This is a genomic window from Streptomyces deserti (assembly GCF_054782695.1).
In genome coordinates this window covers 193277-219340 of record NZ_BAAGRZ010000010.1, presented here as the reverse complement: position 1 = coordinate 219340, position 26064 = coordinate 193277, and the positions used below count along the sequence as shown (strand labels likewise).

Annotated in this window: 23 protein-coding genes and 1 pseudogene; 17 read left to right on the top strand and 7 right to left on the bottom strand. The window is 70.9% G+C overall.

Going from position 1 to position 26064, the window contains the following annotated elements; translation table 11 throughout:
* Window positions 1–177 precede the first annotated feature (177 nt).
* Genes ACYVMZ_RS19620 through ACYVMZ_RS19605 form a run of 4 tightly spaced genes read left to right on the top strand, consistent with a single transcriptional unit; the run spans window position 178 to window position 4953 of the window.
* A complete protein-coding gene (locus ACYVMZ_RS19620) occupies window positions 178–1509 on the top strand; it encodes a DUF6716 putative glycosyltransferase (protein WP_461081320.1) in 1332 nt (443 codons plus the stop codon).
* Window positions 1510–1556: 47 nt separating this feature from the next.
* Window positions 1557–2822, top strand: a complete 1266-nt coding sequence (locus ACYVMZ_RS19615; RefSeq protein ID WP_461081318.1) for a cytidylyltransferase domain-containing protein — start codon at window positions 1557–1559, stop codon at window positions 2820–2822.
* A 14-nt stretch (window positions 2823–2836) separates the two neighbouring features.
* On the top strand, window positions 2837–3775 hold the full coding sequence (locus ACYVMZ_RS19610) for an N-acetylneuraminate synthase family protein (protein WP_461081316.1): 939 nt from the start codon (window positions 2837–2839) through the stop codon (window positions 3773–3775).
* A 47-nt stretch (window positions 3776–3822) separates the two neighbouring features.
* Complete coding sequence (locus ACYVMZ_RS19605; protein WP_461081314.1) at window positions 3823–4953, top strand: hypothetical protein; 1131 nt, start codon at window positions 3823–3825, stop codon at window positions 4951–4953.
* Window position 4954: 1 nt separating this feature from the next.
* Here the strand turns inward: ACYVMZ_RS19605 and ACYVMZ_RS19600 are convergent, their stop codons facing one another.
* Window positions 4955–5572, bottom strand: coding sequence for a class I SAM-dependent methyltransferase (locus tag ACYVMZ_RS19600; protein ID WP_461081312.1), 618 nt, complete (start codon window positions 5570–5572; stop codon window positions 4955–4957).
* Between the two features lie 348 nt (window positions 5573–5920).
* Between ACYVMZ_RS19600 and ACYVMZ_RS19595 the strand changes: the two genes are divergently transcribed.
* From ACYVMZ_RS19595 to ACYVMZ_RS19555, 9 genes are all read left to right on the top strand, one after another.
* Window positions 5921–7153, top strand: coding sequence for a M20 family metallopeptidase (locus tag ACYVMZ_RS19595; RefSeq protein ID WP_461081372.1), 1233 nt, complete (start codon window positions 5921–5923; stop codon window positions 7151–7153).
* Window positions 7154–7582: 429 nt separating this feature from the next.
* A complete protein-coding gene (locus tag ACYVMZ_RS19590; protein ID WP_461081310.1) occupies window positions 7583–8629 on the top strand; it encodes a BMP family lipoprotein in 1047 nt (348 codons plus the stop codon).
* 1146 nt (window positions 8630–9775) lie between these two features.
* Window positions 9776–10822, top strand: a complete 1047-nt coding sequence (locus ACYVMZ_RS19585) for a BMP family lipoprotein (RefSeq protein ID WP_461081308.1) — start codon at window positions 9776–9778, stop codon at window positions 10820–10822.
* A gap of 212 nt (window positions 10823–11034) precedes the next feature.
* On the top strand, window positions 11035–12591 hold the full coding sequence (locus tag ACYVMZ_RS19580; protein WP_461081306.1) for an ABC transporter ATP-binding protein: 1557 nt from the start codon (window positions 11035–11037) through the stop codon (window positions 12589–12591).
* Window positions 12591–13712: an ABC transporter permease gene (locus ACYVMZ_RS19575; RefSeq protein ID WP_461081304.1), complete on the top strand. Its 1122-nt coding sequence runs from the start codon at window positions 12591–12593 to the stop codon at window positions 13710–13712. Before ACYVMZ_RS19580 ends, ACYVMZ_RS19575 begins: the two co-directional genes overlap by 1 nt.
* On the top strand, window positions 13709–14986 hold the full coding sequence (locus ACYVMZ_RS19570) for an ABC transporter permease (RefSeq protein WP_461081302.1): 1278 nt from the start codon (window positions 13709–13711) through the stop codon (window positions 14984–14986). Before ACYVMZ_RS19575 ends, ACYVMZ_RS19570 begins: the two co-directional genes overlap by 4 nt.
* Window positions 14983–15378: a cytidine deaminase gene (locus tag ACYVMZ_RS19565; protein WP_461081300.1), complete on the top strand. Its 396-nt coding sequence runs from the start codon at window positions 14983–14985 to the stop codon at window positions 15376–15378. The genes ACYVMZ_RS19570 and ACYVMZ_RS19565 overlap by 4 nt, the downstream gene beginning before the upstream one ends.
* 66 nt (window positions 15379–15444) lie before the next feature.
* Window positions 15445–16728 carry a thymidine phosphorylase gene (locus ACYVMZ_RS19560; protein WP_461081298.1) on the top strand — a complete coding sequence of 428 codons (1284 nt, stop codon included), beginning with the start codon at window positions 15445–15447 and terminating at the stop codon, window positions 16726–16728.
* A gap of 96 nt (window positions 16729–16824) precedes the next feature.
* Window positions 16825–17409 carry a Uma2 family endonuclease gene (locus ACYVMZ_RS19555; RefSeq protein ID WP_461081296.1) on the top strand — a complete coding sequence of 195 codons (585 nt, stop codon included), beginning with the start codon at window positions 16825–16827 and terminating at the stop codon, window positions 17407–17409.
* A gap of 1 nt (window position 17410) precedes the next feature.
* Here ACYVMZ_RS19555 and ACYVMZ_RS19550 read toward each other — a convergent pair.
* Window positions 17411–18330 (bottom strand): annotated as a pseudogene (locus ACYVMZ_RS19550) (AEC family transporter).
* 157 nt (window positions 18331–18487) lie between these two features.
* On the opposite strand from ACYVMZ_RS19550, the gene ACYVMZ_RS19545 reads away from it, so the two are divergent.
* A complete protein-coding gene (locus ACYVMZ_RS19545) occupies window positions 18488–18874 on the top strand; it encodes an STAS domain-containing protein (protein WP_461081370.1) in 387 nt (128 codons plus the stop codon).
* Here the strand turns inward: ACYVMZ_RS19545 and ACYVMZ_RS19540 are convergent.
* Together ACYVMZ_RS19540 and ACYVMZ_RS19535 are read right to left on the bottom strand one after the other, a co-directional pair.
* Window positions 18758–19774 carry a sigma-70 family RNA polymerase sigma factor gene (locus ACYVMZ_RS19540; RefSeq protein WP_461081294.1) on the bottom strand — a complete coding sequence of 339 codons (1017 nt, stop codon included), beginning with the start codon at window positions 19772–19774 and terminating at the stop codon, window positions 18758–18760. The two genes, ACYVMZ_RS19545 and ACYVMZ_RS19540, sit on opposite strands and share 117 nt — an antisense overlap.
* A 307-nt stretch (window positions 19775–20081) precedes the next feature.
* Window positions 20082–21350, bottom strand: coding sequence for an MFS transporter (locus ACYVMZ_RS19535; protein WP_461081292.1), 1269 nt, complete (start codon window positions 21348–21350; stop codon window positions 20082–20084).
* 63 nt (window positions 21351–21413) lie between these two features.
* On the opposite strand from ACYVMZ_RS19535, the gene ACYVMZ_RS19530 reads away from it, so the two are divergent.
* On the top strand, window positions 21414–22376 hold the full coding sequence (locus ACYVMZ_RS19530) for a LysR family transcriptional regulator (RefSeq protein WP_461081290.1): 963 nt from the start codon (window positions 21414–21416) through the stop codon (window positions 22374–22376).
* A gap of 116 nt (window positions 22377–22492) precedes the next feature.
* Here the strand turns inward: ACYVMZ_RS19530 and ACYVMZ_RS19525 are convergent, their stop codons facing one another.
* On the bottom strand, window positions 22493–23254 hold the full coding sequence (locus ACYVMZ_RS19525; protein ID WP_461081288.1) for an alpha/beta hydrolase: 762 nt from the start codon (window positions 23252–23254) through the stop codon (window positions 22493–22495).
* Between the two features lie 123 nt (window positions 23255–23377).
* On the opposite strand from ACYVMZ_RS19525, the gene ACYVMZ_RS19520 reads away from it, so the two are divergent.
* Both ACYVMZ_RS19520 and ACYVMZ_RS19515 read left to right on the top strand, forming a co-directional pair.
* Entirely contained in the window at window positions 23378–24535 is a 1158-nt protein-coding gene (locus tag ACYVMZ_RS19520; RefSeq protein WP_461081286.1) for an adenosine deaminase, read from the top strand.
* A 139-nt stretch (window positions 24536–24674) separates the two neighbouring features.
* Window positions 24675–25040 (top strand): ATP-binding protein, encoded by a 366-nt coding sequence (locus ACYVMZ_RS19515; protein ID WP_461081284.1) that lies wholly within the window; start codon window positions 24675–24677, stop codon window positions 25038–25040.
* An 82-nt stretch (window positions 25041–25122) separates the two neighbouring features.
* Here ACYVMZ_RS19515 and ACYVMZ_RS19510 read toward each other — a convergent pair whose 3' ends face one another.
* Both ACYVMZ_RS19510 and ACYVMZ_RS19505 read right to left on the bottom strand, forming a co-directional pair.
* Window positions 25123–25323, bottom strand: a complete 201-nt coding sequence (locus ACYVMZ_RS19510; RefSeq protein WP_381021955.1) for a PspC domain-containing protein — start codon at window positions 25321–25323, stop codon at window positions 25123–25125.
* Window positions 25324–25419: 96 nt separating this feature from the next.
* Entirely contained in the window at window positions 25420–26001 is a 582-nt protein-coding gene (locus ACYVMZ_RS19505; RefSeq protein ID WP_461081281.1) for a VanZ family protein, read from the bottom strand.
* Between the last annotated feature and the right edge of the window lie 63 nt (window positions 26002–26064).

Genomic DNA, 26064 nt, shown 5'->3' with positions numbered 1-26064 from the left:
CCCGGCCTACGTCTTTACCTGCGACTTGATGACGGGTGAACGCCGCGTGGCGAAGCCGTGAAGCGAACGCCTTTCCCGGCGTTCCGCGGCCGGATTCGCCATTCGGCGGTGTGCTGTTAACCGTTTGTTGCGTTCGGGTTGGGCGGATCCTAGAAAAGGCTTCCTAGCGTCTTCGACGTGCCAGCAAGTGCAACGAAGGCCCTGCGGGTGGCCGTTCTCGCGGACTCCGACACCCGGTGGAAATGGGGCGCGCTCACCGCGAACCGCATTGCGCCGGAGAACACCGGACACGCCGAACAACCAGACATCCGTCTGGACGGATACCTCCTGCGCGGCCGCGCCACCCCGACCGCCCGTCAACTGCAGGAAGTCGGCGTCCAGGCGGACTCGCTCCGCGAGGTGACCGCCGTCGAGTTCCTGCGGACCATGGCGCAGGAGTCGTACGACATCCTGGTCCTCGCCCTGGTCGGCGGCGGCGTGCAGGCGATGCTGCACGGCCTCAAGCGGGTCTGGGAGGACCGCACTTCGCGGCCCGTCGTCGTCACCGGCTACGTCGGTGTCGTCTACGAGAAGCTCGCCGACGGCCTGCTGCTGCGGCACGGCGCCGACCTCGTCCTCGCCAACTCCCGCCAGGACGCGGAGCGTTTCCGCGCCGTGTACGAGGGGGTCGGGGCCGACGCCTCGGCGGTGACCGAGGTGGCGCTGCCGTTCCTCGGCGGTGCCGCGTACACCGGCGAACACGACCCCTACACCGTGGTGTTCGCCGCGCAGCCGTCCGTCCCGGGCAGCCGCAAGGACCGTACGTACCTGCTGAACCGGCTGGTGCAGCACGCCCGGCTGCACCCCGAGCGCGAGGTGCTGCTCAAGCTGCGCTCCAGGCCCGGCGAACACACCACGCACATCGAGGAGTTGCCCTACCAGAAGCTGGCGCAGAAGCTCGACCCGCCGCCCAACTTCCGCATGGTCTACGGGCACATGGGTGAGGTGCTGGACCGCACCGACCTGCTGGTCACGGTCAGCTCCACGGCCGCGCTGGAGTCGCTGCACCGCCGTATCCCCACCGTCGTCCTCACCGACCTCGGCATCCGGGAAGCCCTCGGCAACCACCACTTCGTCGGCTCCGGCTGCCTCGCCTCCTGGGACCAGCTGGACGCCGGGCACCGGCCGGCGCCCGATGATGAGTGGGTGTCCCGGCAGGGCGTGGCCGCGGACGGCTCGTACGCCACCGCCTTCGACGCGGCCCGCGAGCGCATCACCAAGCTGCTTCAGCGGCCCGGCGGCCTGCCCCCGCTGACCCCGTACTACACACCCGGCACCGCGCCCGGCTACCTGCCCGGCATCCTCGCCCGCCACCACCTCGGCCCGGACGGCACCCCGCTGCCCGGCGCCCCCGCCGCCGACAGGGAGCCCGGTCCGGTCCGGCAGATCGTGCGCCGGGCGGCGCGCGGCGCCTACCGGCACGGCGTGCAGCGCGTGGCGCCGGTGATCCGGCGGATGGGCGAGCTGTGACCGCCGCCCCCCTCCCCGCCCCAGGACCTGCCCAAGGAGTAGATCCCATGTCCCACCCGGAAGCGGGCCACGGCGCAGCGGTGCGCCGGGTGCTCGCGGTGATCCCCGCACGCGGCGGCTCCAAGGGCGTGCCCGCGAAGAACCTCGCGTCCGTCGGCGGTGTGCCCCTGGTGGCCCGCGCGGTGCGCGAGTGCCGGGCCGCGCGGCTCGTCACGGACGTCGTCGTCTCCACCGACGACCAGGCCATCGCCGCCGCCGCCCGGCAGTCCGGCGCCGAGGTGGTGCTGCGGCCCGCCGCCATCGCCGGAGACACCGCGACCTCCGAGGCGGCCGTGCTGCACGCCATGGACGCCCACGAGGCGCTGCACGGCGCGCCGGTGGACGTGGTGCTGCTCGTGCAGTGCACCAGCCCGTTCATCGTCCGTGAGGACGTGGACGCGGTCGTGGCCGCCCTCGTCGACAACGGTGCCGACACCGCGCTGACCGTCGCCCCCTTCCACGGCTTCGTGTGGCGCAACGCCGACGACGAGGCCGTGGACGTCGAGTCCGGCACCCGCCCGGAGGGCGGCTACGGCGTCAACCACGACAAGTCCTTCCGCCCGCGCCGCCAGGACCGCCCCCAGGACTTCCTGGAGACCGGCGCCGCCTACGCGATGGACGCGGCCGGCTTCCGCAAGCACCAGCACCGCTTCTTCGGCCGGACCGAGCTCGTCCGCACCGACCCCGCGCGCGTGCTGGAGATCGACGACCCGCACGACCTCGCGCGGGCCCGGGCCCTCGCGCCCCTCTTCGACGCGGACCGGCCCGGTTCGCTGCCGACCGCCGACGACATCGACGCGGTCGTACTGGACTTCGACGGCACCCAGACCGATGACCGGGTGCTGATCGACGCCGATGGACGGGAGTTCGTCTCCGTGCACCGCGGAGACGGACTCGGCATCGCCGCCCTGCGCAAGAGCGGGCTGAAGATGCTGATCCTGTCCACGGAAGTGAACCCGGTCGTCGCCGCCCGGGCCCGGAAGCTCAAGCTCCCGGTGCTGCACGGCGTCGACCGCAAAGACCTCGCGCTGAAGCAGTGGTGCGAGGAGCAGGGCATCGCGCCGGAGCGCGTGCTCTACGTCGGCAACGACGTCAACGACCTCCCGTGCTTCGCCCTCGTCGGCTGGCCCGTGGCGGTCGCGAGCGCTCACGACGTCGTACGCGGCGCCGCACGCGCGGTCACCACCGTGCCCGGTGGCGACGGCGCGATCCGAGAGATCGCCGGCTGGATTCTCGGACCCTCGCTCGACTCTCTCGATCCCCTCACCAAGTAAGGACATCTCCTGCCATGAGCACCAACTCCCGCCTCCGTCAGCTCGGTTCGCGCGAGGTCGGCCCCGGCCGCCCCGTCTACATCACCGGCGAGATCGGCATCAACCACAACGGCGACATCGAGAACGCCTTCAAGCTGATCGACGCGGCCGCCGAGGCCGGCTGCGACGCGGTCAAGTTCCAGAAGCGCACGCCGGAGATCTGCACCCCGCGCGACCAGTGGGACATCGAGCGCGACACCCCCTGGGGCCGGATGACGTACATCGACTACCGCCACCGCGTGGAGTTCGGTGAGGACGAGTACCGCCAGATCGACGAGTACTGCAAGACCAAGAACATCGACTGGTTCGCCTCCCCGTGGGACACCGAGGCCGTCGCCTTCCTGGAGAAGTTCGACGTCCCGGCCCACAAGGTCGCCTCCGCCTCCCTGACGGACGACGAGCTGCTGCGTGCCCTGCGCGCCACCGGCCGCACGATCATCCTCTCCACCGGCATGTCGACCCCGAAGCAGATCCGCCACGCGGTCGAGGTCCTGGGCAGCGACAACATCCTCCTGTGCCACGCCACCTCCACCTACCCGGCGAAGGCCGAGGAGCTGAACCTCCGCGTGATCAACACGCTGGAGAAGGAGTACCCGAACGTCCCGATCGGCTACTCCGGCCACGAGACCGGCCTGCAGACCACGCTCGCCGCCGTCGCCCTCGGCGCCTGCTTCGTCGAGCGCCACATCACCCTCGACCGCGCCATGTGGGGCTCCGACCAGGCCGCCTCCGTCGAGCCGCAGGGCCTGCAGCGCCTGGTCCGCGACATCCGCACCATCGAGGCCTCCCTCGGCGACGGCGTGAAGAAGGTCTACGAGTCCGAGCTCGGCCCGATGAAGAAGCTGCGCCGCGTCACCGGCGTGGTCGCCGAGGCGGAGATCGCCACGGCGGCGGGCGAGCCGGTGACCGTCTGAACAGCCCAACCCCCCACAGCCCCTTACGACGGGACGGTCGTACGCCGATGAGCCCCCGCGCCGGGAATGCCGGTCCCCGCACCCTCGCGTTCGTCGAGAGTCCGGTACAGCTGCTGAACGTACTGGAGTGGGCACACACCCGTGCGCCCGGCGCGGGGCGGCCCGACGAGGGGCCTGTGGGCGATCCGGGCGACGGGCGTACGTCGTCCGCCGGGGGACTCACCCTGGTGGTGCTGTCCCCGATCGACCCGATGACGCGCGGCCAGCTGCGACGCATGTCCGAGCTGGCCCGCGAAGAGGGCTACGAGGTCCGCTGGGAGGAGGCGCGGGGCGGTGCGGCGGCGCCGTTCCACACCATCGGCGGACTCGCCGGCCTGCTGCGCCGGGCGCACCGGGTGGTCTTGGGGGACCCCTTCTCGCGCTACGTGCAGCTGCTGCTGACCATCACGCGGGCCCGCGACCTGGTCGTCGTCGACGACGGTACGGCGACGATGGAGTTCGTCGGCCAGCTGGCCCGGGGCGAGCGCCTGGTGCGGTGGCACCGCAAGGGCGGCCGCCCGGGCCCGCGTGACCTGCTCTTCGCGCCGGTGTCCTCCTCCGCCCGGCGCCGCCTGACCCCGAGCACCCGACGGCGGGTGGAGATCTTCTCCTCCATGCCGATGGCGGACATGCCGGACGGCATCACGGTGTCCGCCAACACCTTCGCCTGGACCCGCGCCCGCTTCGGCCCGCCCCGCATCACCAAGGGCGCCGACATGGTCGGCACGTCCCTGGTGGAGACCGGCGTGGTGGACGGCGACCGCTACCTGGAGGCCGTCCGGAGCCTGGCCAAGGCCCACGGCGCGACCCGCTACTTCGCCCACCGCCGTGAGAGCACCGAGAAGCTGCACCGCCTCGCGGTCGAGACCGGCCTGGAGATCGTCCGCCCCGAGCTGCCCCTGGAACTGATCGCCCGCCGTGGCCCGATCGGCCGTACGGTCCTGAGCTTTCCCTCCACGGTCGTCCACACGCTGCCGCTCGCCCTGTCCGGCACGGAGGTACGGGTCGCGGTGTGCGACATCGACCCCGAGTGGCTGACGGAGAACGCGTCACCGCGCGCGCAGGGGTTCCTGTCCGGGGTGACCGGTGCGGCACGCGATGTGCACCGGCTGTCGGCGGTGGCGGCCGGGGCGGTGTAGCTCAGGCCGGCCTGCGCGCCAGGAGGAAGGCGCGCGGGCGTTTCTCCTCGTCCTCCGGCTCGCGCAGCACCCGGGCCCGGATCTCCAGGCCTGCCTTGGTGAGGTGGGCCGCCACGGTGTCCGGCGTGCGCCAGTAGCAGTCGAGCGACACCGGCCGGCCGAAGCGTTCGTCGAGGTGGAGGCGGCCCTCCTCGTCACCGGACTGGAAGGCGAGCAGGACGGGCCCGCCCGGAACCAGGACACGGTGGAACTCGGCGAAGACCGCCGGCAGGTGGTCGTCCGGGACATGGACGACCGAGTACAGGGCGACGATGCCGCCGAGCGTGCCGTCCGGCAGGTCCAGGGCCGTCATCGAACCGACGTGGAACCGCAGGTGCGGGTACGCCCGGCGGGCCAGGGCCACCATCCGGGGGGAGAGGTCGATCCCGAAGACCGGCAGACCGAGGTCGTGCAGCCGCGCGGTCACCCGGCCGGGTCCGCTGCCGATGTCGGCGACCGGCGGTGGGGCGGGTTTCTCCTCGCGCGGGCGGGCCAGGTCGGCGAAGGCCGTCAGCAGGGCGAGGTCCAGGGGTCTGTCGGCCAGGCCGTCGGGAAAGCGGTCGGCGTAGGCCTCGGCCACGCCGTCGTACGAGGTGGGGTTGCGGCACCGTCGGGTGCCCGAGGGGGTTCCCCCGCCTGCGCGTGCCCCTCGCACCGTCCGTCAGGTGAACAAGTGAGCCTGCCCCGCGCGTGGCGTGGTATGCGTGGAAGAAAGGGATCGTGCCGAGTCGCGGCTCGGGTTGTGGGAGATATCACACTCCGTGGCAGGGAGTGCAGACTCGGCCGCAAAAAGGGCACAGTTTACCCATCTCAGTTGATAGCTATGCGTCGGGCGGCCCGATTTTCTTCCCCTAACGGGCTGAAGTTTTGTTGATCGCCGGTCAGCCGACCGCCCCGGCGCCCTACCCTTCAAAGGGTGAAGCAATTGATGTCACTGGAGTCCGAGGTCGTTCTGCCCCAGGGAGCCCTGCTTCCCGGCGCGCTTCCCGACGCGCTGCGCGCCGAGCTCATCGCGTTCCGCCGCGACCTGCACATGCACCCGGAACTCGGCAACCAGGAGTTCCGCACGACCGCCGCGATCAAGGAACGGCTGGAGAAGGCCGGTCTGAAGCCGCGGTTGCTCGCCGTCGGGACCGGACTCGTCTGTGACATCGGCGTCGACGGCGGCCAGTGGCACGGGGCGCCCAGCATGCTCGCCATGCGGGCCGACATCGACGCCCTGCCCATCCCGGACATGAAGACCGAGTGCCCCTACCGGTCCACCGTGCCCGACCGGGCCCACGCCTGCGGCCACGACGTGCACACCACCGTCGTGCTCGGCGCCGGACTCGTCCTCGCCGAACTGCACAAGCAGGGCCGGCTGCCCCGGCCCGTCCGGCTGATCTTCCAGCCCGCCGAGGAGGTGCTGCCCGGCGGCGCCGCCGACGCCATCACGGACGGAGTGCTGGACGGGGTCGGCGCGATCATCGCCCTGCACTGCGACCCGCGCGTGGACGCCGGGAAGATCGGGCTGCGGGAGGGCGCCATCACCTCCGCCTGCGACCGGCTGGAGATCGCCCTCGACGGGCCCGGCGGCCACACCGCCCGACCCCACCTCACGACCGACCTGGTCACCGCCGCCGCCCGGGTCGTCACCGACGTACCCGCCCTCGTCGCCCGGCGCTTCGACAGCCGCAGCGGGCTCGCCCTGACCTGGGGACGGATCGAGTCGGGGCACGCCCCCAACGTCATCCCGCAGCACGCCGAGCTCTCGGGCACCGTGCGGTGCCTCGACATCGAGGCGTGGCGGCAGGCGCCCGACGTCGTGGTCGCGGCGATCGACGAGGTCGCCAACCTGCACCGCGCCAAGTCGGAGATCAACTACGTCCGTGGCGTCCCGCCCGTCGTCAACGAGCCCGGCGTCACCGAACTGCTCCGCGACGCCATGATCGCCCGACGCGGTATCGACTCCGTCGAGGGCACCGACCAGAGCCTGGGCGGCGAGGACTTCTCCTGGTACCTGGAGCGCGTGCCCGGCGCCATGGCACGGCTCGGCGTGCGCACCCCCGGCGAGCGGATCGTACGCGATCTGCACCAGGGCGACTTCGACGTCGACGAGTCGGCGATCGCCGTGGGCGTGGAGCTCTTCACCGCCGCCGCGCTGCTGCACGGGGTTCGGTAGGACCGGCCCGCCGGGGCCCATCCTCGGCACACGCCCACCGCACGGAGACCCCGTCACCGCCCTCGCCGCCCGCCCGGCCGCCGAGGGCGGTGGCGCGGTACGCCACGTCGTGCGCCACCGCCACGAAACCGGCCAGGGCCGGCCGGACGGTCCGGAGGCTCCCACCGCCCCGGCCAACCGCGCACCTCCCGTCCGGTTGCGCCCCGAACGGGCCAGGGGCAGCCTTGTGCGCGTGGCGTCCAGGTATGCGGCCGCGGTCCGAGTGCACCTTTCGATCCCGTTCGATCCCGTGGTTCACAAGGGCGTAACCGGCCATCGGCACGAATGGATAACGGCCCCGCGGAACCCCGTTCCCAGGAGTGTCTACGCGCGTTAATGTGCGCCGCACTGAGCACCCGCTGCGGGGCTGCGGAGAATGGGGAACTTCAGATGCGTCGGATATCCAAACTGACCCGCGTCGCGGTGGGGGTCGCGTCGCTCGCACTCGCCGCCACAGCCTGTGGTGGCACCAGCGGTGAGGACGGTGGCAGCGGAGGCAAGGAGAACCTGGGCCTCGCCATCGCCTACGACATCGGCGGCAAGGGTGACCAGTCCTTCAACGACGCCGCCTACGCCGGCCTGACCAAGGCCAAGGATGAGTTCGGCTACAAGACCGCCGACATCGAGCCCACCGAGGGCGAGACCGACGCCGACAAGGAACAGCGCCTGGCCTCGCTGGCGAAGCAGGGCTACAACCCGGTCATCGGTGTCGGCTTCGCCTACGGGCCGGCGATGAAGGCCGTGGCCGCGAAGTACCCGGACACCACCTTCGGCATCGTGGACTCCGTGGTCGAGGGCAAGAACGTCGCCTCCCTCGTCTTCGCCGAGGAGCAGGCCTCGTACCTCGCCGGTGTCGCAGCGGCCAAGGCCACCAAGACGAACACCGTCGGGTTCGTGGGCGGCGTGGACATTCCGCTGATCCACAAGTTCGAGGCCGGCTACAAGCAGGGCGTGCAGGAGACCAACCCGAAGGTCAAGGTCATCTCGCAGTACCTGACGCAGACGGCCGAGGAGGGCGGCTTCTCCAGCCCCGACAAGGGCAAGGCCGCCGCCGAGGGCCAGATCGAGAAGAAGGCCGACGTCGTCTACCAGGCGGCCGGTCTGTCCGGTCAGGGCGTCATCGAGGCCGCGGCGAAGGCGAAGGTCTGGGCGATCGGCGTCGACTCCGACCAGTACAAGCAGGCCGCGCTCGCCAAGTACAAGAACTACATCCTCACCTCCGCCCTGAAGGACGTCGGCGGTGCGGTGTACGCCCTGTCCAAGTCGGTCCACGACGACAAGCCGCTGACCGGCACCCAGACCTTCGACCTGAAGGTGAACGGCGTCGGCCTGTCCGAGAGCAACCCGGAGTTCGCCAAGATCGCGGGTCTCAAGGACGCCGTGGACAAGGCCAAGGAGGGCATCGTCAACGGCTCCATCAAGGTCAAGACCGAGTAGCACAGCCGCCCGGCCCCGCCCGAACGGGCGGCACCGACGGACGCACAGGAAGCGGGCGGTCCCCGAAAAGGGCCCGCCCGCTTCTGCGCTGTCTCCGTGATTGTCTCGGTGGTTGTCTCCATGGGAAGCGGGCTCGCCGCTGACTGGGCCTCACGCGTGCGGCGAAGTCCGCGAAGTCGTCCCGCAGGCGCTGCGGATCGTACGGCTCCGGCCGCACCTGGATCCCGACCGCCCCCGGTCTGGGCACCTGCCGACAGCGCCCCGGAAAACCTGCCCGCAGCGCAGGCGCCCCCGAACCCGCTCCCACTCCGCCATACGTGACCACGAGCCGCACAACCCCAGCCCCACCGGGCTCGGTACCCCACAACACTCCGGACAGGCGGAGGGTGCGGACGGCTGGACGGAGGGCTCGTAGGGAGCGGGCCCGCTCCGCATCCCTCCACACGCCCCGAGCGGGGCGGATGCCCGGGGGGAGAGGACGGCGGGTGGTTTCCGGCGGGCCGGACGACAGGGCCGGCCGCACTCGCACATCGGCCGCAACCGCGCGTCGGCACGGCTGCACCGGCACGGCCACAGCACCACGCACCGGAAGCCGGCCGGGGTCCTCTCCGCCCTGCGGTACGCCCCCGTCCACGCCGGACCGCAGGGCCGGCCGCACCCGCACGCCGGCACAGCTGCACCGGCACGGCCACAGCAGCACGCTGTGAACGGTGCGGACGGCCGGGCGGAGACGAGGACCCCCAGCGGTGCCGCGCTGCGCACCCGTGCGGTCGCGCCCCGGGTGCGTATGCGGTCGGCCTCGTCGTCCCGACCGGTCGGACGGACGGGGCAGCGCCGACCGGGCGAGGCACCGCTCACGTCACCCACCGCCACCCCCCGTTCGCAGTCGGCAATGCCGCGGCCAAGGGCTCGTGATGCGTTGGCCACGGGCGCATAACAAGGTGGACAGAAGGGGTTTTCAGGCAGGTCTACGCGCGTTAATCTGCGGCGAAGCCAGCGCCGAAGCTGAACCGTCCGGCGCTAAGCGACCCTGGAGAAGTGCGAGCACGCCCCCACGCCACCCTGCACGCACGCCGCTACCGCGGCAGGCGCGGGAGCGCATCCGCGCATTTCCGGACCCGCTAGTACGACTAGGAGCACCACAACATGCGCCGGATTTCCCGGATCACGGTCGCAGGCGCGGCGACCGCCTCCCTGGCCCTCGCCCTCTCCGCCTGCGGCTCCACCTCGACCTCCGGGTCCGCGGACTCGAAGGGCGACAAGGGCCTCGCCATCGCGTACGACGTCGGCGGCAAGGGCGACCAGTCCTTCAACGACGCCGCCTACGCGGGCCTGGAAAAGGCGCAGAAGGAGTTCGGCTACAAGACGGCCGACATCGAGCCCACCGAGGGCGAGACCGACGCCGACAAGCAGCAGCGCCTGGAGTCACTGGCGAAGCAGGGCTACAACCCGGTCATCGGCGTCGGCTACGCGTACGCCTCGGCCGTGAAGGGTGCCGCGGAGAAGTTCCCGGACACCACCTTCGGCATCGTGGACGACGCCACGATCAACGCCAAGAACGTCGCCGACCTGGTCTTCTCCGAGGAGCAGGCGTCCTACCTGGCCGGTGTCGCCGCCGCCAAGAGCACCAAGAGCAACGTCGTCGGCTTCGTGGGCGGTGTGGACATCCCGCTGATCCACAAGTTCCAGGCCGGCTTCGAGCAGGGCGTCAAGGACACCGACCCGAAGGTCAAGGTGCTGTCGCAGTACCTGACGCAGACGGCCGAGGAGGGCGGCTTCTCCAGTCCCGACAAGGGCAAGACGGCCGCCGAGGGCCAGATCGAGAAGAAGGCCGACGTCGTCTACGCGGCCGCCGGCCTGTCCGGTCAGGGCGTGATCGAGGCCGCCGCCGCCAACAAGGTGTGGGCGATCGGCGTCGACTCCGACCAGTACAAGCAGGAAGCCCTCGCCAAGTACAAGGACGCGATCCTCACCTCGGCGATGAAGGACGTCGCCAAGGCGGTGTACAACCTGGCGAAGTCGGTCAAGGACGGCAAGCCCGAGACCGGTATCGTCAGGGGCGATCTGAAGACGGGCGAGGTGAGCCTGTCGAACTCCAACCCGAAGTTCGCGGCCAACGCCGAGCTCCAGAAAGCCATCGAGACGGCCAAGGAGAAGATCATCAGCGGCGAGATCAAGGTCAAGAGCAGCTGACCCCCAGCACCACCTCGAGCAGCGTGTAACCGCGGGGTTACGTCCGCTCAACGGGGTACGGGGAGGCTGTCTCCTCGTACCCCGTTGTCGCGGTGCGTCGGCCCTTTTGTATGCCGTAGGGGCGCTACGCGCGTAGACGACCCCCGTCCCCAGGAGAGTGCGCCATCAACGCGTCCAGCAGCCCTCCGGCCGGAGCGGCGGTCAACAGTCAGGTGACCGCCGTCGAACTCGCCGGGATCACTAAGCGTTTCCCGGGTGTCGTGGCCAACCACGACATCCACCTCACCGTCCGCAAGGGCACCGTCCACGCCCTCGTCGGCGAGAACGGCGCCGGCAAGTCGACGCTCATGAAGATCCTCTACGGCATGCAGAAGCCGGACGAGGGCACCATCGCGATCGACGGCGAGAAGGTGACCTTCCACAGCCCCGCCGACGCCATCGCCCGCGGCATCGGCATGGTGCACCAGCACTTCATGCTCGCCGACAACCTCACCGTCCTCGAGAACGTGGTGCTCGGCAGCGAGAAGCTGTACGGCATCGGCGCCCGCGCCCGCCGCAAGATCAAGGAGATCTCGGAGCGGTACGGCCTCGACGTACGCCCCGACGTCCTGGTCGAGGAGCTCGGTGTCGCCGCCCGCCAGCGCGTGGAGATCCTCAAGGTCCTCTACCGCGGCGCCCGCACGCTGATCCTGGACGAGCCGACGGCCGTGCTCGTGCCGCAGGAGGTGGACGCGCTCTTCGCCAACCTGCGCGAGCTGAGGTCCGAGGGCCTGTCCGTCATCTTCATCTCGCACAAGCTGGGCGAGGTGCTGTCGGTCGCCGACGAGATCACCGTCATCCGGCGCGGTACGACGGTCGGTACGGCGGTCCCCTCCGAGACGACCCCGCGTCAGCTCGCCGAGATGATGGTCGGCAGCGAACTGCCGACGCCCGATACCGCCGAGTCCACCGTCACCGACCGCCCGGTCATCTCGGTCGACAAGCTGCGCCTGGCGGCCCCCGGCGGCAAGGCCCTGCTGGACGACATCAGCTTCACCATCCATGCGGGCGAGGTCCTGGGCATCGCCGGCGTCGAGGGCAACGGCCAGACCGAACTGGTCGACGCGCTCATCGGCCTCAGGCACGCCGACTCCGGCACCATCCGGCTCGCCGAGGAGGAGATCACCGCCTGGCCCACCCGCAAGCGCCGCGAGCAGGGCATCGGCTACATCCCCGAGGACCGCCACCGCCACGGCCTGCTCCTGGAGGCCCCCCTCTGGGAGAACCGCATCCTCGGCCACGTCACCGAGAAGCCCAACGCCAAGGGCGTCTGGCTGGACCCGAAGGCGGCCCAGGAGGACACCCGCCGGATCGTGACGGAGTACGACGTCCGCACCCCGGGCATCGACGTCACCGCCGCCTCCCTCTCCGGCGGCAACCAGCAGAAGCTGATCGTCGGCCGCGAGATGAGCCACAAGCCGCGCTTCCTCATCGCCGCCCACCCCACCCGCGGTGTGGACGTCGGCGCGCAGGCCGCGATCTGGGACCACATCCGTGAGGCCCGCCGCGAGGGCCTGGCCGTGCTGCTGATCTCCGCCGACCTGGACGAGCTGATCGGCCTGTCCGACACCCTGCGCGTGATCTACGACGGCAAGCTGGTCGCGGACGCCGACCCGGCCACCATCACCCCCGAGGAGCTCGGCTCGGCCATGACCGGTGCCGCCACCGGACACCTCGAACACGAAGAACCGCCGGCCGGCGACGAGGACGCGGAAGACGAGGCCCGTTGATGAAGAAGTTCGACAAGGAGCGCGTGCTCCTCGCGGTGGCCGGACCGGTCATCGCGCTCGCCGTGGCCTTCGTGCTGAGCGCGATCGTGCTGGTCGCGTCGGGCAAGAACCCCGTCGAGCCGTTCGCCCTGATGTTCGAGCAGGCGTCGTTCTCCGACATCCAGGTCCTGATCATCAACCAGGCCTCGATGTACTACATCGCCGCCCTCGCGGTCGCCATCGGCTTCCGGATGAACCTGTTCAACATCGGCGTCGACGGCCAGTACCAGCTCGGCGCCATGCTGGCCGCCATCGTCGGCGCCCACCTGAACCTGCCGGCGTTCCTCCAGATCCCGCTGCTGCTGCTGACCGCCGTCTGCACGGGCGCCTTCTGGGCCGGCATCGCCGGTGTCCTCAAGGTCACCCGCGGCGTCAGCGAGGTCGTCGCGACGATCATGCTGAACGCGATCGCGACCTCCGTCATCGCCTACCTGTGGCTGCCGAACGTCTTCGGCGTCAAGGTCGGCAACAACAACACCACCGGCGAGATGCACTCCTCGGGCTGGATCCCCGGCATCGACATGGGCGCGGCCGGCGAGATCTACGGCCTGGTCCTCCTCGCCGTACTCCTCGGCATCGGCTACTGGGTCGTCCTCAACCGCACCCGCTTCGGCTTCGACCTGCGCGCCTCGGGCGCTTCGCAGACCGCCGCCGCGGCCAGCGGTGTCGACCCCCGGCGCATGGTGCTCAGCGCCATGCTGATCTCCGGCGGCATCGCGGGCCTGGCCGGCCTGCCGATCCTGCTCGGCGACACCCACACCTACAGCCTGAACTTCCCCACCGGCATCGGCTTCCTCGGCATCGGCATCGCCCTGCTCGGCCGCAACAGCCCGGTCGGCATCGCGTTCGCCGCCCTGCTGTGGGCCTGGCTCGACAAGGCCTCGCCCGAGCTGGACTTCCACGGCTACGACAAGGAGATCGCGGTCATCATGCAGGGCCTGATCGTCCTCTCGGTCGTCGTCTCCTACGAGGCCGTCCGCGAGTGGGGCCTGCGCCGCCAGCAGCGCCGCGTCGGCGCCGAACTGGCCGCCGGACACGTCCTCGGCAACAACGACACCACGAAGGAGGTGGCTGGCCGATGACCACCCCGCAGACGACCGCGACCGACGTCAACCAGCCCACGCTGCAGCCCGCGGCGCCCACCGGCCGCCGCCTCTCCGTACAGACGTTGCTCCTGGTCATCGCCGGAGCCCTGGCGCTGACCTCGATCGTGCGCATCATCACCGGCGCCGACGGCATCACCAACGTCAGCCAGATGTCCACCGCGCTCCAGCTCGCCGTCCCGATCGGCCTGGCCGGTCTGGGCGGCCTGTGGGCCGAGCGCGCGGGCGTCGTCAACATCGGCCTCGAGGGCATGATGATCCTCGGCACCTGGTTCGGCGCCTGGGCCGGATTCCAGTGGGGCCCGTGGACCGGTGTCCTGGTCGGCATCCTCGGCGGCGCGATCGGCGGCCTGCTGCACGCCTTCGTCACCGTCACCTTCAACGTCAACCACATCGTCTCCGGTGTGGCCATCAACATCCTCGCCCTCGGCGCCACCCGCTACCTCGCGCCCCTCGCCTTCGAGGGCCACCCGGGCGGCTCCGCCAAGCAGTCCCCGGCGGTCGAATCCCTGGGCAACTTCACGGTCCCCGGCCTGTCCGACGCACTCCGGGACCTCAACGCCAAGGGCTGGTTCTTCGTCTCCGACATCGCGGGCCTGCTCGGCGGCCTGGTCACCAACGTCTCCTGGCTGACCCTGATCGCCGTCGCGCTCATCCCCGCCACCTGGTGGATCCTGTGGCGCACCGCGTTCGGCCTGCGCCTGCGCTCCTGCGGCGAGAACCCGGTCGCGGCCGAGTCCCTCGGCGTGAACGTCTACAAGTACAAGTACCTGGCCGTGGTCATCTCCGGCGGTCTGGCCGGCCTCGGCGGCGTCTTCCTCTCCATCGTCGCCAACCCCTTCTACCTGGAGGGCCAGGTCAGCGGCCGCGGCTTCATCGGCCTCGCCGCGATGATCTTCGGCAACTGGATGCCGGGCGGACTCGCCCTCGGCGCCGGCCTGTTCGGCTACACCGACAGCCTCAACCTGCGCGGCGGCTCGGCCAACGTGCACGCGCTGTTGCTGCTCGGCGCCCTGCTGCTGATCATCGGCGCGATCTGGCTGGTGATCCGCAAGAAGTACGTCCCGGCCGTGATCACCCTGGTCGCCGGCGCCCTGGTGTTCGCCTGGTACGCGGGCACCAACGAGGTCCCGAACCAGGTCGTCTCCGCCACGCCGTACGTCGTCACCCTGGTCGTCCTCGCCCTGTCCGCGCAGCGCCTGCGCATGCCGAAGGCGAACGGCCTGCCGTACCGGAAGGGACAGGGCAAGTGACCACCGCGGTCGACTGGGAGCGGCTGCGCGAGGTGGCCCGGGAGGCGATGTCCCGGGCGTACGCCCCGTACTCCGGCTACCCCGTCGGCGTGGCGGCGCTCGTCGACGACGGCCGCATCGTCTCCGGCTGCAACGTCGAGAACGCGTCGTACGGCCTCGGCCTGTGCGCCGAGTGCGGCCTGGTGTCGGAACTGCAGAACACCGGCGGCGGCCGCCTGACCCACTTCACCTGCGTGGACGGCAACGGCGAGATCCTCGTCCCCTGCGGCCGCTGCCGCCAGCTGCTGTACGAGTTCGGCGGCCCGGACCTCCTCCTGGAGACCCCGGCGGGAATCCTGCCGCTGTCGGAGATGCTGCCCCAGGCCTTCGGGCCGGGCCATCTCACCAAGTGACTCCCGTGCGGCCCCTCTGAGTTGCTCAGGGGGGCCGCACACTTCTGGAACCCTGGAAGGAAAGCCATGGCCATGGACGCCATCTCCGTCATCCGCACCAAGCGGGACCGCGGTGAACTCAGCGACGAGCAGATCGACTGGGTCATCGACGCGTACACCCGCGGGGAGGTGGCCGACGAGCAGATGTCGGCCCTCGCGATGGCCATCCTCCTCAACGGCATGAACCGCCGCGAGATCGCCCGCTGGACCGCCGCGATGATCGCCTCCGGCGAGCGCATGGACTTCTCGTCCCTGTCCCGACCGACGGCCGACAAGCACTCCACGGGCGGCGTCGGCGACAAGATCACGCTGCCGCTGGCACCGCTGGTGGCGGCGTGTGGTGCCGCCGTCCCGCAGCTGTCGGGCCGGGGGCTGGGCCACACCGGCGGCACCCTGGACAAGCTGGAGTCGATCCCCGGCTGGCGCGCCCTGCTGTCCAACGAGGAGATGCTCTCCGTCCTGGACAACGTGGGCGCGGTGATCTGCGCGGCGGGCGACGGCCTGGCCCCCGCCGACAAGAAGCTGTACGCCCTGAGGGACGTCACCGGCACGGTCGAGGCGATCCCGCTGATCGCCTCCTCGATCATGTCGAAGAAGATCGCGGAAGGTACGGGCTCCCTGGTCCTGGACGTGAAGGTGGGCACCGGCGCCTTCATGAAGACGATCGAGGACGCGCGGGAACTGGCCTCGACGATGGTCGGCCTGGGCACGGACCACGGCGTGAAGACGGTCGCGCTGCTCACGGACATGTCGACCCCGCTCGGCCGCACGGCGGGCAACGCCCTGGAGGTCCGCGAGTCGGTGGAGGTCCTGGCGGGCGGCGGCCCGGCGGACGTCGTGGAACTGACGCTGGCCCTGGCCCGCGAAATGCTGGACGCGGCGGGCGTGAAGGCCGCCGACCCCGCCAAGGCCCTGGCCGACGGCTCCGCGATGGACGTCTGGCGCCGCATGATCGCCGCGCAGGGCGGCGACCCGGACGCCGAACTGCCCACCTCGCGCGAACAGCACGTCGTCAAGGCCCCGGCGTCGGGCGTCCTGACCCGCCTCGACGCCTACGACATCGGCATCGCCGCCTGGCGCCTCGGCGCGGGCCGGGCCCGCAAGGAGGACCCGGTGCAGGCCGCGGCGGGCGTCGAGATGCACGCCAAGCCGGGCGACACGGTGACGGCGGGCCAGCCCCTGCTGACCCTCCACACGGACACCCCCGAGCGGTTCGCGTACGCGCTGCAGGCGGTGGAGGGCTCCTACGACATCGCCGCCCCGGGCACGGACTTCACACCGTCGCCGGTGGTGCTGGAACGTATCGCCTGACCTGGGGTTTGTTCCTTTCGAGTGAACGGGATCGGTGGACCGGCACCGGTCCCGTTCGGCATGCTGGACTCGGTGACGCACCGATAGGAGACCGCCATGAGCGCACTCACCGTCAGCCAGGACCCCGAACAGAGCTGGGACGACCTCGTCCGGTTCTGGGAGGAGATGGAGTGGCCTGAGGGCAGCAAGGTGGAGATCATCGAGGGGATCATCACCGTGTCACCTGCTCCCGCGTTTCGTCACAATCTGATCGCGGCCCGTATCCAGCGTCGCCTCTACTCCGTGATCCCCGACGACTGGGAGATCTTCCAGACGCTGGCCATCGCCGTACCGTCGCGTCTGGGCATGCTCATCCCTGACCTCGTCGTGGCGCCCGTGCGGGAGGACACCGACACGGACACTCACATCCCGGCCGGCCTCGCCGAACTCGTCGTCGAGGTGACCTCCAAGTCCAACGCCCGCCACGACCGCATCAGCAAGCCCGCCGCCTACGCCACCGCCGGCATCCCGCTCTACCTCCTCGTCGACCGCTGGGCCCCCGACGGTCCCACCACTACCCTCTACGGGGAACCGAAGGGCGACGTCTACCGCCCCCTGAGCACCGCCAAGTTCGGCGAGCCCATCAAGCTGCCCGATCCCTTCGATCTCGTCATCGACACCAGCGAGTTCCCCGAGCCCTGAGTCACCCGAGCAGCGCCGCCACCACCACCAGAACCGGCACCGACACCACCGTCGACAACAGAATCGCCTCCCTGGCCAGCACCTCGCCCACCCGGTAACTGCTCGCGTACGTGAACAGGTTCTGCGCCGCAGGCAGGGACGACGTCACCACCACGTCCAGCAGCGCCGCACCCCGCAGCCCGAACACCCCCGCCGCCAGCGCCCAGGCGACCACGGGCTGGACGAACGACTTCAGGAAGACGGCGAGCAGCACAGGGGCCCGCTCGGCACCGCGCAGCGGAAGTGTGCTGCCCCGCAGCGAGATGCCGAAGGCCAGCAGCACCGCCGGGACCGACATGTTGCCGATCAGTGTCAGCGGGTCCATCAGGGGACCCGGGACATGGACACCGGCCGCCGACACCGCCACCCCGGCCAGCGATCCCACCGCGATGGGATTGCGCAGTGGGGTCAGCAGCCGCTGCCACAAGGGCCGCTTCTCCCCACCACCCGCGAGGTCCAGGATCGTCAGCGCCACCGGCGTGACCCCGACGAGCTGGAACAGCAGCACCGGCGCCACCAGCGACGCGTCCCCCAGCACATACACCGCGATCGGGATCCCGAGGTTGCCCGAGTTGACGTAACTGGAGCACAGGGCACCGATCGTCGTACGACCCACACCCCAGCGGCGTACGACACCCACCGCCACGAACACACCGGCCGCCGCCGCGGTGCTCATCGCCGTGACCAGGAGCCGGTTGGAGAAGATCAACGACAGGTCGGCCCGGGCGAGCGTGGTGAACAGCAGGGCAGGGGACGCGACGTGGACGCCAGCCTGGTCAGGACCTCACGGCCCTGATCGCCCAGGTGCCCGCGTCTGCCGATCGCATAGCCGACGGCGATCACGACGGCGATGACCGCGAACCCGCTCAGCACCCCCTGCACGACGGCTCCTCACCGGCGAAGAGAGCATCGGAACCGGCGAAGAGAGCATCGGAGGGCGCGGCAGGGGCAGATGCATGGGGCATACAGCCAACCCTCCGGGGGAGGACATGCCCCGGTCAATGTGATCCTCGTGGCGCCGATCTCCCAGGCAGCCGCGATGAGTTACGTCCGCCCGCCCGGTCTACCGATCGTGGACGCGATGACACCCCCCGTGCTCGTGCTGGCCGGCCCGGTCACCCGGGACGAGGTGAGAGAGCTGAGTGACCAGGTGCAGTCGCTGCTGCGGACCAGCGGTGCCGGGGTCGTCGTGTGCGACGTCGCAGGGCTGGGGCCGCCGGGACTGGGCTCCGTGGACCTGCTGGCGCGGCTGCAGCTCGCCGCCCGCCGCGCCCGGGGCCGGATCCGGCTGCGCGACCCCGACCCGGGCCTACACGCCCTCCTGAACCTGGTCGGCCTCCGCTTCGAGGTGGAGGGGCAGCCCGAACAGCGGGAACCAGCGCTTGGTGTCGAGGAAGCAGTGGAACCCGGTGATCCGGCCGTCTGAGATCTCCAGCACCTGGACCGCCCACGGGGTGAAACCGCCCGCCTCCGGGTCCGGCTTGTACTGGGCGAAGCCCGGCAGCCCGTTGACCTGCACCGGCACCAGCCGGGACCCCGCGCAGGGCGCGCCCAGCGTCGTCATGAAGCCGGTGATGTCCTCCACGCCGGTCAGCCACAGGTCGAACGGCGGCATCGTCATGATGGCGTCCTCGTGCAGCAGCGTGGTCAGCGCCGTCATGTCGTAGCCCTCGAAGGCCGCGACATACCGCTCGAGCAGCTTCTGCTGCTCCTCGTCCAGCGGGTCGGAGACGGCCGCGTCGGCGCCCGGCTCCTGCTGCTCGGCCAGGGTCGCGCGGGCCCGCTGGAGCGCGCTGTTGACCGACGCGACCGAGGTGCCGAGCAGCTCGGCGACCTCGCTCGCCTTCCAGGCCAGCACCTCGCGCAGGATCAGCACCGCCCGCTGTTTGGCCGGCAGCTTCTGCAGGGCGGCCATGAAGGCGAGCCGCACGGACTCCTTGGCGACCGCGGCCTCCGCCGGGTCCTCGATGGTGGGCAGCACGCGGGCGTCGGGCATGGGCTCCAGCCAGGTGTTGTCCGGGCGGGGGGAGAGGGCCGCCCGGGCGAGCGGGGTCGACTCGGTCAGGTCCATGGGCCTGGCGCGCTTGTTGCTCGCGGTCAGCATGTCCAGGCAGACGTTCGTCGCGATGCGGTAGAGCCAGGAACGGAGGCTGGAGCGGCCCTCGAACTTGTCGTAGCTGCGCCATGCCCGGACCATCGTGTCCTGCACCGCGTCCTCGGCCTCGAAGGAGGAGCCGAGCATGCGGTAGCAGTACCCGGTCAGTTCGACCCGGTGTGCCTCCAGCCTGGCATCCAGGTCCGTCGTGGTCGCCGTGCCGTTCGTCATCGTCCACCCACCCCTGTGGCATTCCTGTCGCGCACCTTCGCGCCCAGCACTTCGGAAGCTACCGCAGCCCACTGACAACGGCCTGCCGAGTGAACGAAGGGGCAGGTCAGGGGCGGTTGCCTGATGCGATGCGCGGCTGAGCGGCGTGCGCAGCAAGACGGACGCACCCGCAGTCGCGTACCCCGACCCACCCACCGAACAGGGGGCGCTGCACCGGCCCCCACCGAAGCCGCACAGGCCGCCGCAGGCATCCCAGCCCCACGCGACGGCCACCGGACGATGCGGACGAGCGGACGACCCGGAACGATCAAACCGCCGCCGGTCGCCGCTGCGCCCGCGCCGCCCGCGTCCCGAAAACCGTGATCGTCACGACCCCGGCCACCGCCAGCAGTCCGACTCCCACCGTCCCGGCCCAGCCCCCGGCGTGGAAGGCCACCGCACCGGCCGTGCTGCCCGCGCTCGAGCCGATGTAGTACGCGGACTGGTACAGCGCCGACGCCTGCGCGCGACCACGCGTCGCCGTCTTGCTGACCGCCGAGGACGCCACCGCGTGCCCCGCGAAGAAGCCCGCCGTGATCAGGACCAGGCCCAGCAGCACCGACACGAGCGACCCCGTGAGGGACAGCAGCAGGCCCGCCGCCGTCGTACCGCCGGCCGCGTACAGCGCCCCGCGCCGGCCCAGTCGGCCGACCAGCCGCCCCGCCGTCGACGCCGACACCGTACCGACCAGGTACACCAGGAAGACCGAGCCGATAATGCCCTGCGGCAGCCCGAACGGCGCATCGGCCAGGCGGTAGCCGATCACCGTGTACACGCCGCCGAACACCGTCATGAACAGCGCACCGATCGCGTACAGCCGGCACAGCAGCGGGTCGGACAGATGACCCCGAACCGTCCCCACCAGCACCCGCGGCCGCAGCGACCCCGGCCTGAAGTGCCGCGGCGCCGGCAGCAGCAGCCGGAACGCCACCGCGCACGCCACCGCGATCACGCCGATCGTGCCGACGGCGACCCGCCAGCCCCACTCCTGCGCGACCCAGCCGGTGATCACCCGGCCGCTCATCCCGCCCACACTGTTGCCCGCGACGAACAGCCCGATCGCGGTGACCAGCGCCTTCGGGGTGACCTCCTCCGCGAGGTACGCCGTCGCCGACGCGGGCACTCCGGCCAGCGCCGCGCCCTGGAGCGCCCGCAGCGCCACCAGCGCGGTCAGCGAGGGCGCGAAGGGGACCAGCAGCCCGACCGTCACCGCGACCGCCAGCGACACCGTCATGACCGTTCGCCGCCCGAAACGCTCCGACAGCGCGCTCATGGGAAGGACGAACAGCGCCAGCCCACCCGTCGCGGCGGCCACCGTCCAGCTCGCGTCGCTCGCCGTCACCCCGAACTCCCCGGAGATCAGCGGCAGCAGGGCCTGCGTGGAGTACAGCAGCGCGAAGGTCCCGACACCCGCGAGGAAGAGGGCGAGGCTCATCCGGCGGTAGCCGGGGCCGCCCGGGCTCATACGGGAGTCGGCAACAGGAACAACGGCATCGGCGCCCACGGTGGTGGACGCCTCGGTACTGGCGGGAGACATGCCTCGAAAGTACGTACGCCCGCACTCATCCGTCCAATGCATAGAGCTGTCATAATCGTTCCCATGGCGCATCAGCAGAGGTCACAGGGTCACCTGTCACCATCCAGTGACACACAAGACATGGCAGAGATGACGAGGCTGCTCGCGCCCCGCCTCGCGTACTTCGCCGGCGTCGCCCGCACCGAGCACGTCACGCGCGCCGCGCAGGAGATGAACGTCCCGCAGTCCACGCTCTCCCGCGCCATGGTCCGCCTCGAACAGGACCTGGGCGTCGACCTGTTCGCCCGCCACGGCCGTACGGTGTCCCTCACCCCCGCGGGCCGCACCTTCCTCGCGTCCGTCGAGCGCGCCCTCGCCGAGATCGAGCGGGCGGCCGACGAGGTGCGCGCGGACGCCGACCCGGCCACCGGCAAGGTCGCCTTCGGGTTTCTCCACACCATGGGCGCCGAGACCGTGCCTGGCCTGATCCAGGCGTTCCGCGCCGACCACCCCCGCGTCCGCTTCAGCCTCGTGCAGAACTACGGCGAGGCGATGATCGAGCGCCTGCGCGCCGGTGAGCTGGACCTGTGCCTGACCTCGCCGGTCCCCGACGCCCCCGACCTCGTCGCCCGCCGCCTCGACGAGCAGAAACTCCGTCTCGTCGTCCCCGCCGACCACCGCCTGGCCACCCGCAGACGCATCCGCCTGGCCGAGGCCGCCGACGAAACCTTCGTCACCCTGGAACCCGGCTACGGCCTCCGCCGCATCACCGACGACCTGTGCATGGAGGCCGGCTTCAAGCCCCGCGTCGCCTTCGAGGGCGAGGAGGCGGAGACACTGCGGGGCCTGGTGGCGGCGGGGCTCGGGGTCGCCCTCCTGCCCCCGCCCGCCGTACCCCGCCCGGGCGTCGTGGAGCTCACGGTCACCGCGCCGCGCGCGGCCCGCGAGATCGGCGTCGCCTGGCTGGAGGGCCGCCCGGACACACCCCCGGTGGCGGCGTTCAAGAAGTTCCTGCTCTCCAGAAGAGGCAACCTGCTGCCGACCTGAAGGGGCGCCGAGGAACTGCGCGACCAACCACAAACAGCTCGCGCCCCGAAGGCAACCGGAAGCCCCACGGCGCTACCGCCGCAACGCTCCCGAGAACAACCGGAAGCCTCACGGCGCTACCGCCGCAACGACCTCCCGAACCCCGCCGCGAGCGGCATCCGCAACCCCAACGGCGGCGGCGCGGCAAACGCATCCTGCACGGGCCGAGAGAAGGCCCGCCCGAACAACACCCCCATCACGAAGTCCTCGGCCAGCGCCAGGACTTCGTCCCGGTACTGCTGCAACCCGTGCCCGTCGGTGTGCACTTCGAACCGGCACACCTCCCGGTTCGCCTTCTTCGCCCGCGCCGCCAGCCGGAACGACAGTTCGGGATCGGTCCGTTCGTCGTTCGTGCCGTGCACGATCAGCACTCGCCGACCGGCGAGCTGTTTCACCGGTTCGGGTGGTGCGGCCACGTCCTCCTCGGGCAGCCAAGGGGCAAGCGCCAGCACGGAGTTGACGGCCTCGTGGCCGCCCGCGTGCAGCGCGGCCCGGCCGCCCATGCCGATGCCGGCGAGGCAGACGGGGACGTCTCCGTAGCGCCGTACGACCTCGTCGGCGGCCCAGGACGCGTCGCGCGCCAGGTGTGCCTCGCTGCCGTTCCAGCCGCGGTAGCGGTAGTGCACCACGTGGACGGCGAGACCCTCGTCCCGGCCCGCGCGGGCCAGACGGCGTCCCAGCGCGCGCACGGACGCGGTCGCCATCATCGGGGACGGTCTGCGGCTGGAGACCTCCTCGCCGCCGGGGAGCAGCAGCACCGCTCCGCTGACCGCCGCCGGCTCCGGGCCGAGCGTCCTCCCCAGCCGGGCCCTGCGAACCGGCGTCGCTTGCTGTGCCATGACAGAACAGTGTCAGAAGTGCGGGTGTACTCCACCCCTACGCGGGGTCACCGTTACGTATCGACGGAAAAGTACAGGGGCCGGAAGAGAGCGATCTACGCGCGTAGGAGTTAGAGTGCGGAGATGACGAGCCAGACCACCGCGAAGACCCCGACGCCGGACCAGATCCGCCGGGCACCCAAGGTTCTGCTGCACGACCACCTCGACGGCGGGCTGCGCCCCGCCACGATCGTCGAACTCGCCCGCGCCACGGGCTACTCCCAGCTCCCCGATACCGACCCCGGCCGGCTCGCCGTCTGGTTCCGCGAGGCCGCCGACTCCGGGTCCCTGGAGCGGTACCTGGAGACCTTCTCCCACACCGTCGGCGTCATGCAGACCCGCGACGCCCTGGTGCGGGTCGCCGCAGAGTGCGCCGAGGACCTCGCCGAGGACGGCGTCGTCTACGCCGAGGTCCGGTACGCCCCCGAGCAGCACCTCGAAGGCGGGCTGACCCTGGAAGAGGTCGTCGAGGCCGTCAACGAGGGCTTCCGGGAGGGGGAGCGGCGCGCGAAGGCGAACGGCCACCGCATCCGCGTCGGCGCCTTGCTCACCGCCATGCGGCACGCCGCCCGCGCCCTGGAGATCGCCGAACTCGCCAACCGCTACCGCGACCTGGGCGTCGTCGGCTTCGACATCGCGGGCGCCGAGGCCGGCTACCCGCCCACCCGGCACCTGGACGCCTTCGAGTACCTCAAGCGCGAGAACAACCACTTCACCATCCACGCCGGCGAGGCCTTCGGGCTGCCGTCCATCTGGCAGGCCCTGCAGTGGTGCGGCGCCGACCGGCTCGGGCACGGGGTGCGCATCATCGACGACATCCAGGTCCACGAGGACGGCACGGTCAAGCTCGGGCGGCTGGCCTCGTACGTCCGGGACAAGCGCATCCCGCTGGAGCTGTGCCCGAGCTCCAACCTGCAGACCGGGGCGGCCTCCTCGTACGCCGAGCACCCCATCGGCCTGCTGCGCCGCCTGCACTTCCGCGCGACCGTCAACACGGACAACCGCCTCATGTCCCACACCAGCATGAGCCGGGAATTCGAGCACCTTGTCGAGGCCTTCGGTTACACACTCGACGACCTGCAGTGGTTCTCCGTCAATGCGATGAAATCAGCGTTCATTCCATTCGATGAACGCCTGGCGATGATCAATGACGTGATCAAGCCGGGATATGCCGAGCTGAAGTCCGAATGGCTGTTCCAGCAGACCGCGTCCACCAGCGATTCTGCTGATTCGAAGGGCTGAGCCGGGTTCGGGGAATGCGGGCGGCGTTCACCATCCGTCCGCATTTCGATGTTTGCGGCGCGCGGCCACGCGTGTCTACGGTCGCTGGACCGCTCACACCCCCGTCATCCCATTCCAAGTCATTTCGAGGACGCATTTCATGAAGCAGTCTGCTGCCAAGACCCTCGGTGTCGCCGCTCTCGGTGCCGCCTTCGCCGCCGCCGGTGCGGGTGCCGCGAACGCGGCCCCGGCCCTGCCGGACGCCGGCCAGACGCTGGAGACCGTGAACAAGACGCTGCCGGCGGAGCAGGCCGCCCAGGTGCTGCCGGGTGCGGGTGGCGTGCTGGAGCAGGGGCAGCACGCGGCCGCCCCGGCTCTGGAGACCGCGCAGCCGATCGCCCAGCAGCTGGGCGAGCAGCAGCTGCCCCAGGGCCCGACCGAGCCGGTCGCCGGGCTGCTCGGCGGCATGCCGGTGCAGGGGGTGCCCGCGCAGGGCACGCCGGTGAACGGAATCCCGCTCGGCTGAGCCACGCGACTGCGGACACGCACGCGATGGGGCGCGCTCCCGGATCCGGGAGCGCGCCCCATCGCGCGCGTGCGTCAGGCACTCACCAGGCCGTGCGTGCCTTGTCCTCTGACGGCAGGAAGATCCACAGCGCGATGTAGAGCAGGAACTGCGGGCCGGGCAGCAGGCACGACAGCAGGAAGATCACCCGCATCGTCGTCGCGGAGGTGCCGAAGCGCCGTGCCAGCGCGGCACATACTCCGCCGATCATGCGGCCGTCGGTGGGGCGGGCGAGGCGGGACATGTGCGGCTCCTTCGTGTTTGTGGCTCGTTCGCGAGGCGTCGGTGCGAGGCGTCCGGTTCTGGCTGCCTCGTTCCGGCTCCTCGTCTGCACTCCACGTTACGGAGACGAAGGGGGCAAAGCATCACTCCACGGGGCGATCCCGACCCTGGGAATCGTCGGGGTGCGACCCTGAGCCGGCTCCTCCTGGACTACGACCGTGCGGATCCGGCGCTCGGCCCGGCGGCGCAGCCACGAGCGGCCCGCGGGGACGACGGCGAGGTGGGCGAGAGCCACACCCACGGTGTTGAGGAGCAGCGAGTCGACGTCCACGACCTGACCGGGCACCCCGGTCTGCAACAGCTCGATGCCCAGCGACAGCAGGGCGCCCGCGGCGACGGTCCGGGCCAGGGAGCCCAGCCGCGAGACGGCCAGCCGGCCGCCCGCCATCGGCAGCAGCACACCCAGCGGCGCCAGCAGGGCGAGCCCCTCGCCGATCCGGCGGGCCGCCTCGGGCCAACCCAGCGCGAGGTCGGCACGGATCCCGGCGAACGGACGCAGGTTGGCGGGCATCACCCAGGGGACGTCCAGTGGTCGCAGCGTGAGCCAGGCGACGAACGCGAGGTGTGCGACGAGGAGGGAACCTCCTGTCACACGGATGCGGATCGCGGCGCTGCCGCCGATGGAGCCTTGACGCTGCACGACCCCCTAGACGCGGCCTTCGGCACGATCGGTTCCGGGTTGTCACCCGGTACCGGGGTGAGG

What these genes read in the sequence shown, in the direction of transcription:
- ACYVMZ_RS19615 (WP_461081318.1), top strand. Translation starts at nt 1,557, where the DNA reads ATGTCCCACCCGGAAGCGGGCCACGGCGCAGCGGTGCGCCGGGTGCTC.
- ACYVMZ_RS19610 (WP_461081316.1), top strand. Translation starts at nt 2,837, where the DNA reads ATGAGCACCAACTCCCGCCTCCGTCAGCTCGGTTCGCGCGAGGTCGGC.
- ACYVMZ_RS19605 (WP_461081314.1), top strand. Translation starts at nt 3,823, where the DNA reads ATGAGCCCCCGCGCCGGGAATGCCGGTCCCCGCACCCTCGCGTTCGTC.
- ACYVMZ_RS19595 (WP_461081372.1), top strand. Translation starts at nt 5,921, where the DNA reads ATGTCACTGGAGTCCGAGGTCGTTCTGCCCCAGGGAGCCCTGCTTCCC.
- ACYVMZ_RS19590 (WP_461081310.1), top strand. Translation starts at nt 7,583, where the DNA reads ATGCGTCGGATATCCAAACTGACCCGCGTCGCGGTGGGGGTCGCGTCG.
- ACYVMZ_RS19585 (WP_461081308.1), top strand. Translation starts at nt 9,776, where the DNA reads ATGCGCCGGATTTCCCGGATCACGGTCGCAGGCGCGGCGACCGCCTCC.
- ACYVMZ_RS19575 (WP_461081304.1), top strand. Translation starts at nt 12,591, where the DNA reads ATGAAGAAGTTCGACAAGGAGCGCGTGCTCCTCGCGGTGGCCGGACCG.
- ACYVMZ_RS19570 (WP_461081302.1), top strand. Translation starts at nt 13,709, where the DNA reads ATGACCACCCCGCAGACGACCGCGACCGACGTCAACCAGCCCACGCTG.
- ACYVMZ_RS19560 (WP_461081298.1), top strand. Translation starts at nt 15,445, where the DNA reads ATGGCCATGGACGCCATCTCCGTCATCCGCACCAAGCGGGACCGCGGT.
- ACYVMZ_RS19555 (WP_461081296.1), top strand. Translation starts at nt 16,825, where the DNA reads ATGAGCGCACTCACCGTCAGCCAGGACCCCGAACAGAGCTGGGACGAC.
- ACYVMZ_RS19545 (WP_461081370.1), top strand. Translation starts at nt 18,488, where the DNA reads ATGAGTTACGTCCGCCCGCCCGGTCTACCGATCGTGGACGCGATGACA.
- ACYVMZ_RS19540 (WP_461081294.1), bottom strand. Translation starts at nt 19,774, where the DNA reads ATGACGAACGGCACGGCGACCACGACGGACCTGGATGCCAGGCTGGAG.
- ACYVMZ_RS19535 (WP_461081292.1), bottom strand. Translation starts at nt 21,350, where the DNA reads ATGTCTCCCGCCAGTACCGAGGCGTCCACCACCGTGGGCGCCGATGCC.
- ACYVMZ_RS19530 (WP_461081290.1), top strand. Translation starts at nt 21,414, where the DNA reads ATGGCGCATCAGCAGAGGTCACAGGGTCACCTGTCACCATCCAGTGAC.
- ACYVMZ_RS19525 (WP_461081288.1), bottom strand. Translation starts at nt 23,254, where the DNA reads ATGGCACAGCAAGCGACGCCGGTTCGCAGGGCCCGGCTGGGGAGGACG.
- ACYVMZ_RS19520 (WP_461081286.1), top strand. Translation starts at nt 23,378, where the DNA reads ATGACGAGCCAGACCACCGCGAAGACCCCGACGCCGGACCAGATCCGC.
- ACYVMZ_RS19515 (WP_461081284.1), top strand. Translation starts at nt 24,675, where the DNA reads ATGAAGCAGTCTGCTGCCAAGACCCTCGGTGTCGCCGCTCTCGGTGCC.
- ACYVMZ_RS19510 (WP_381021955.1), bottom strand. Translation starts at nt 25,323, where the DNA reads ATGTCCCGCCTCGCCCGCCCCACCGACGGCCGCATGATCGGCGGAGTA.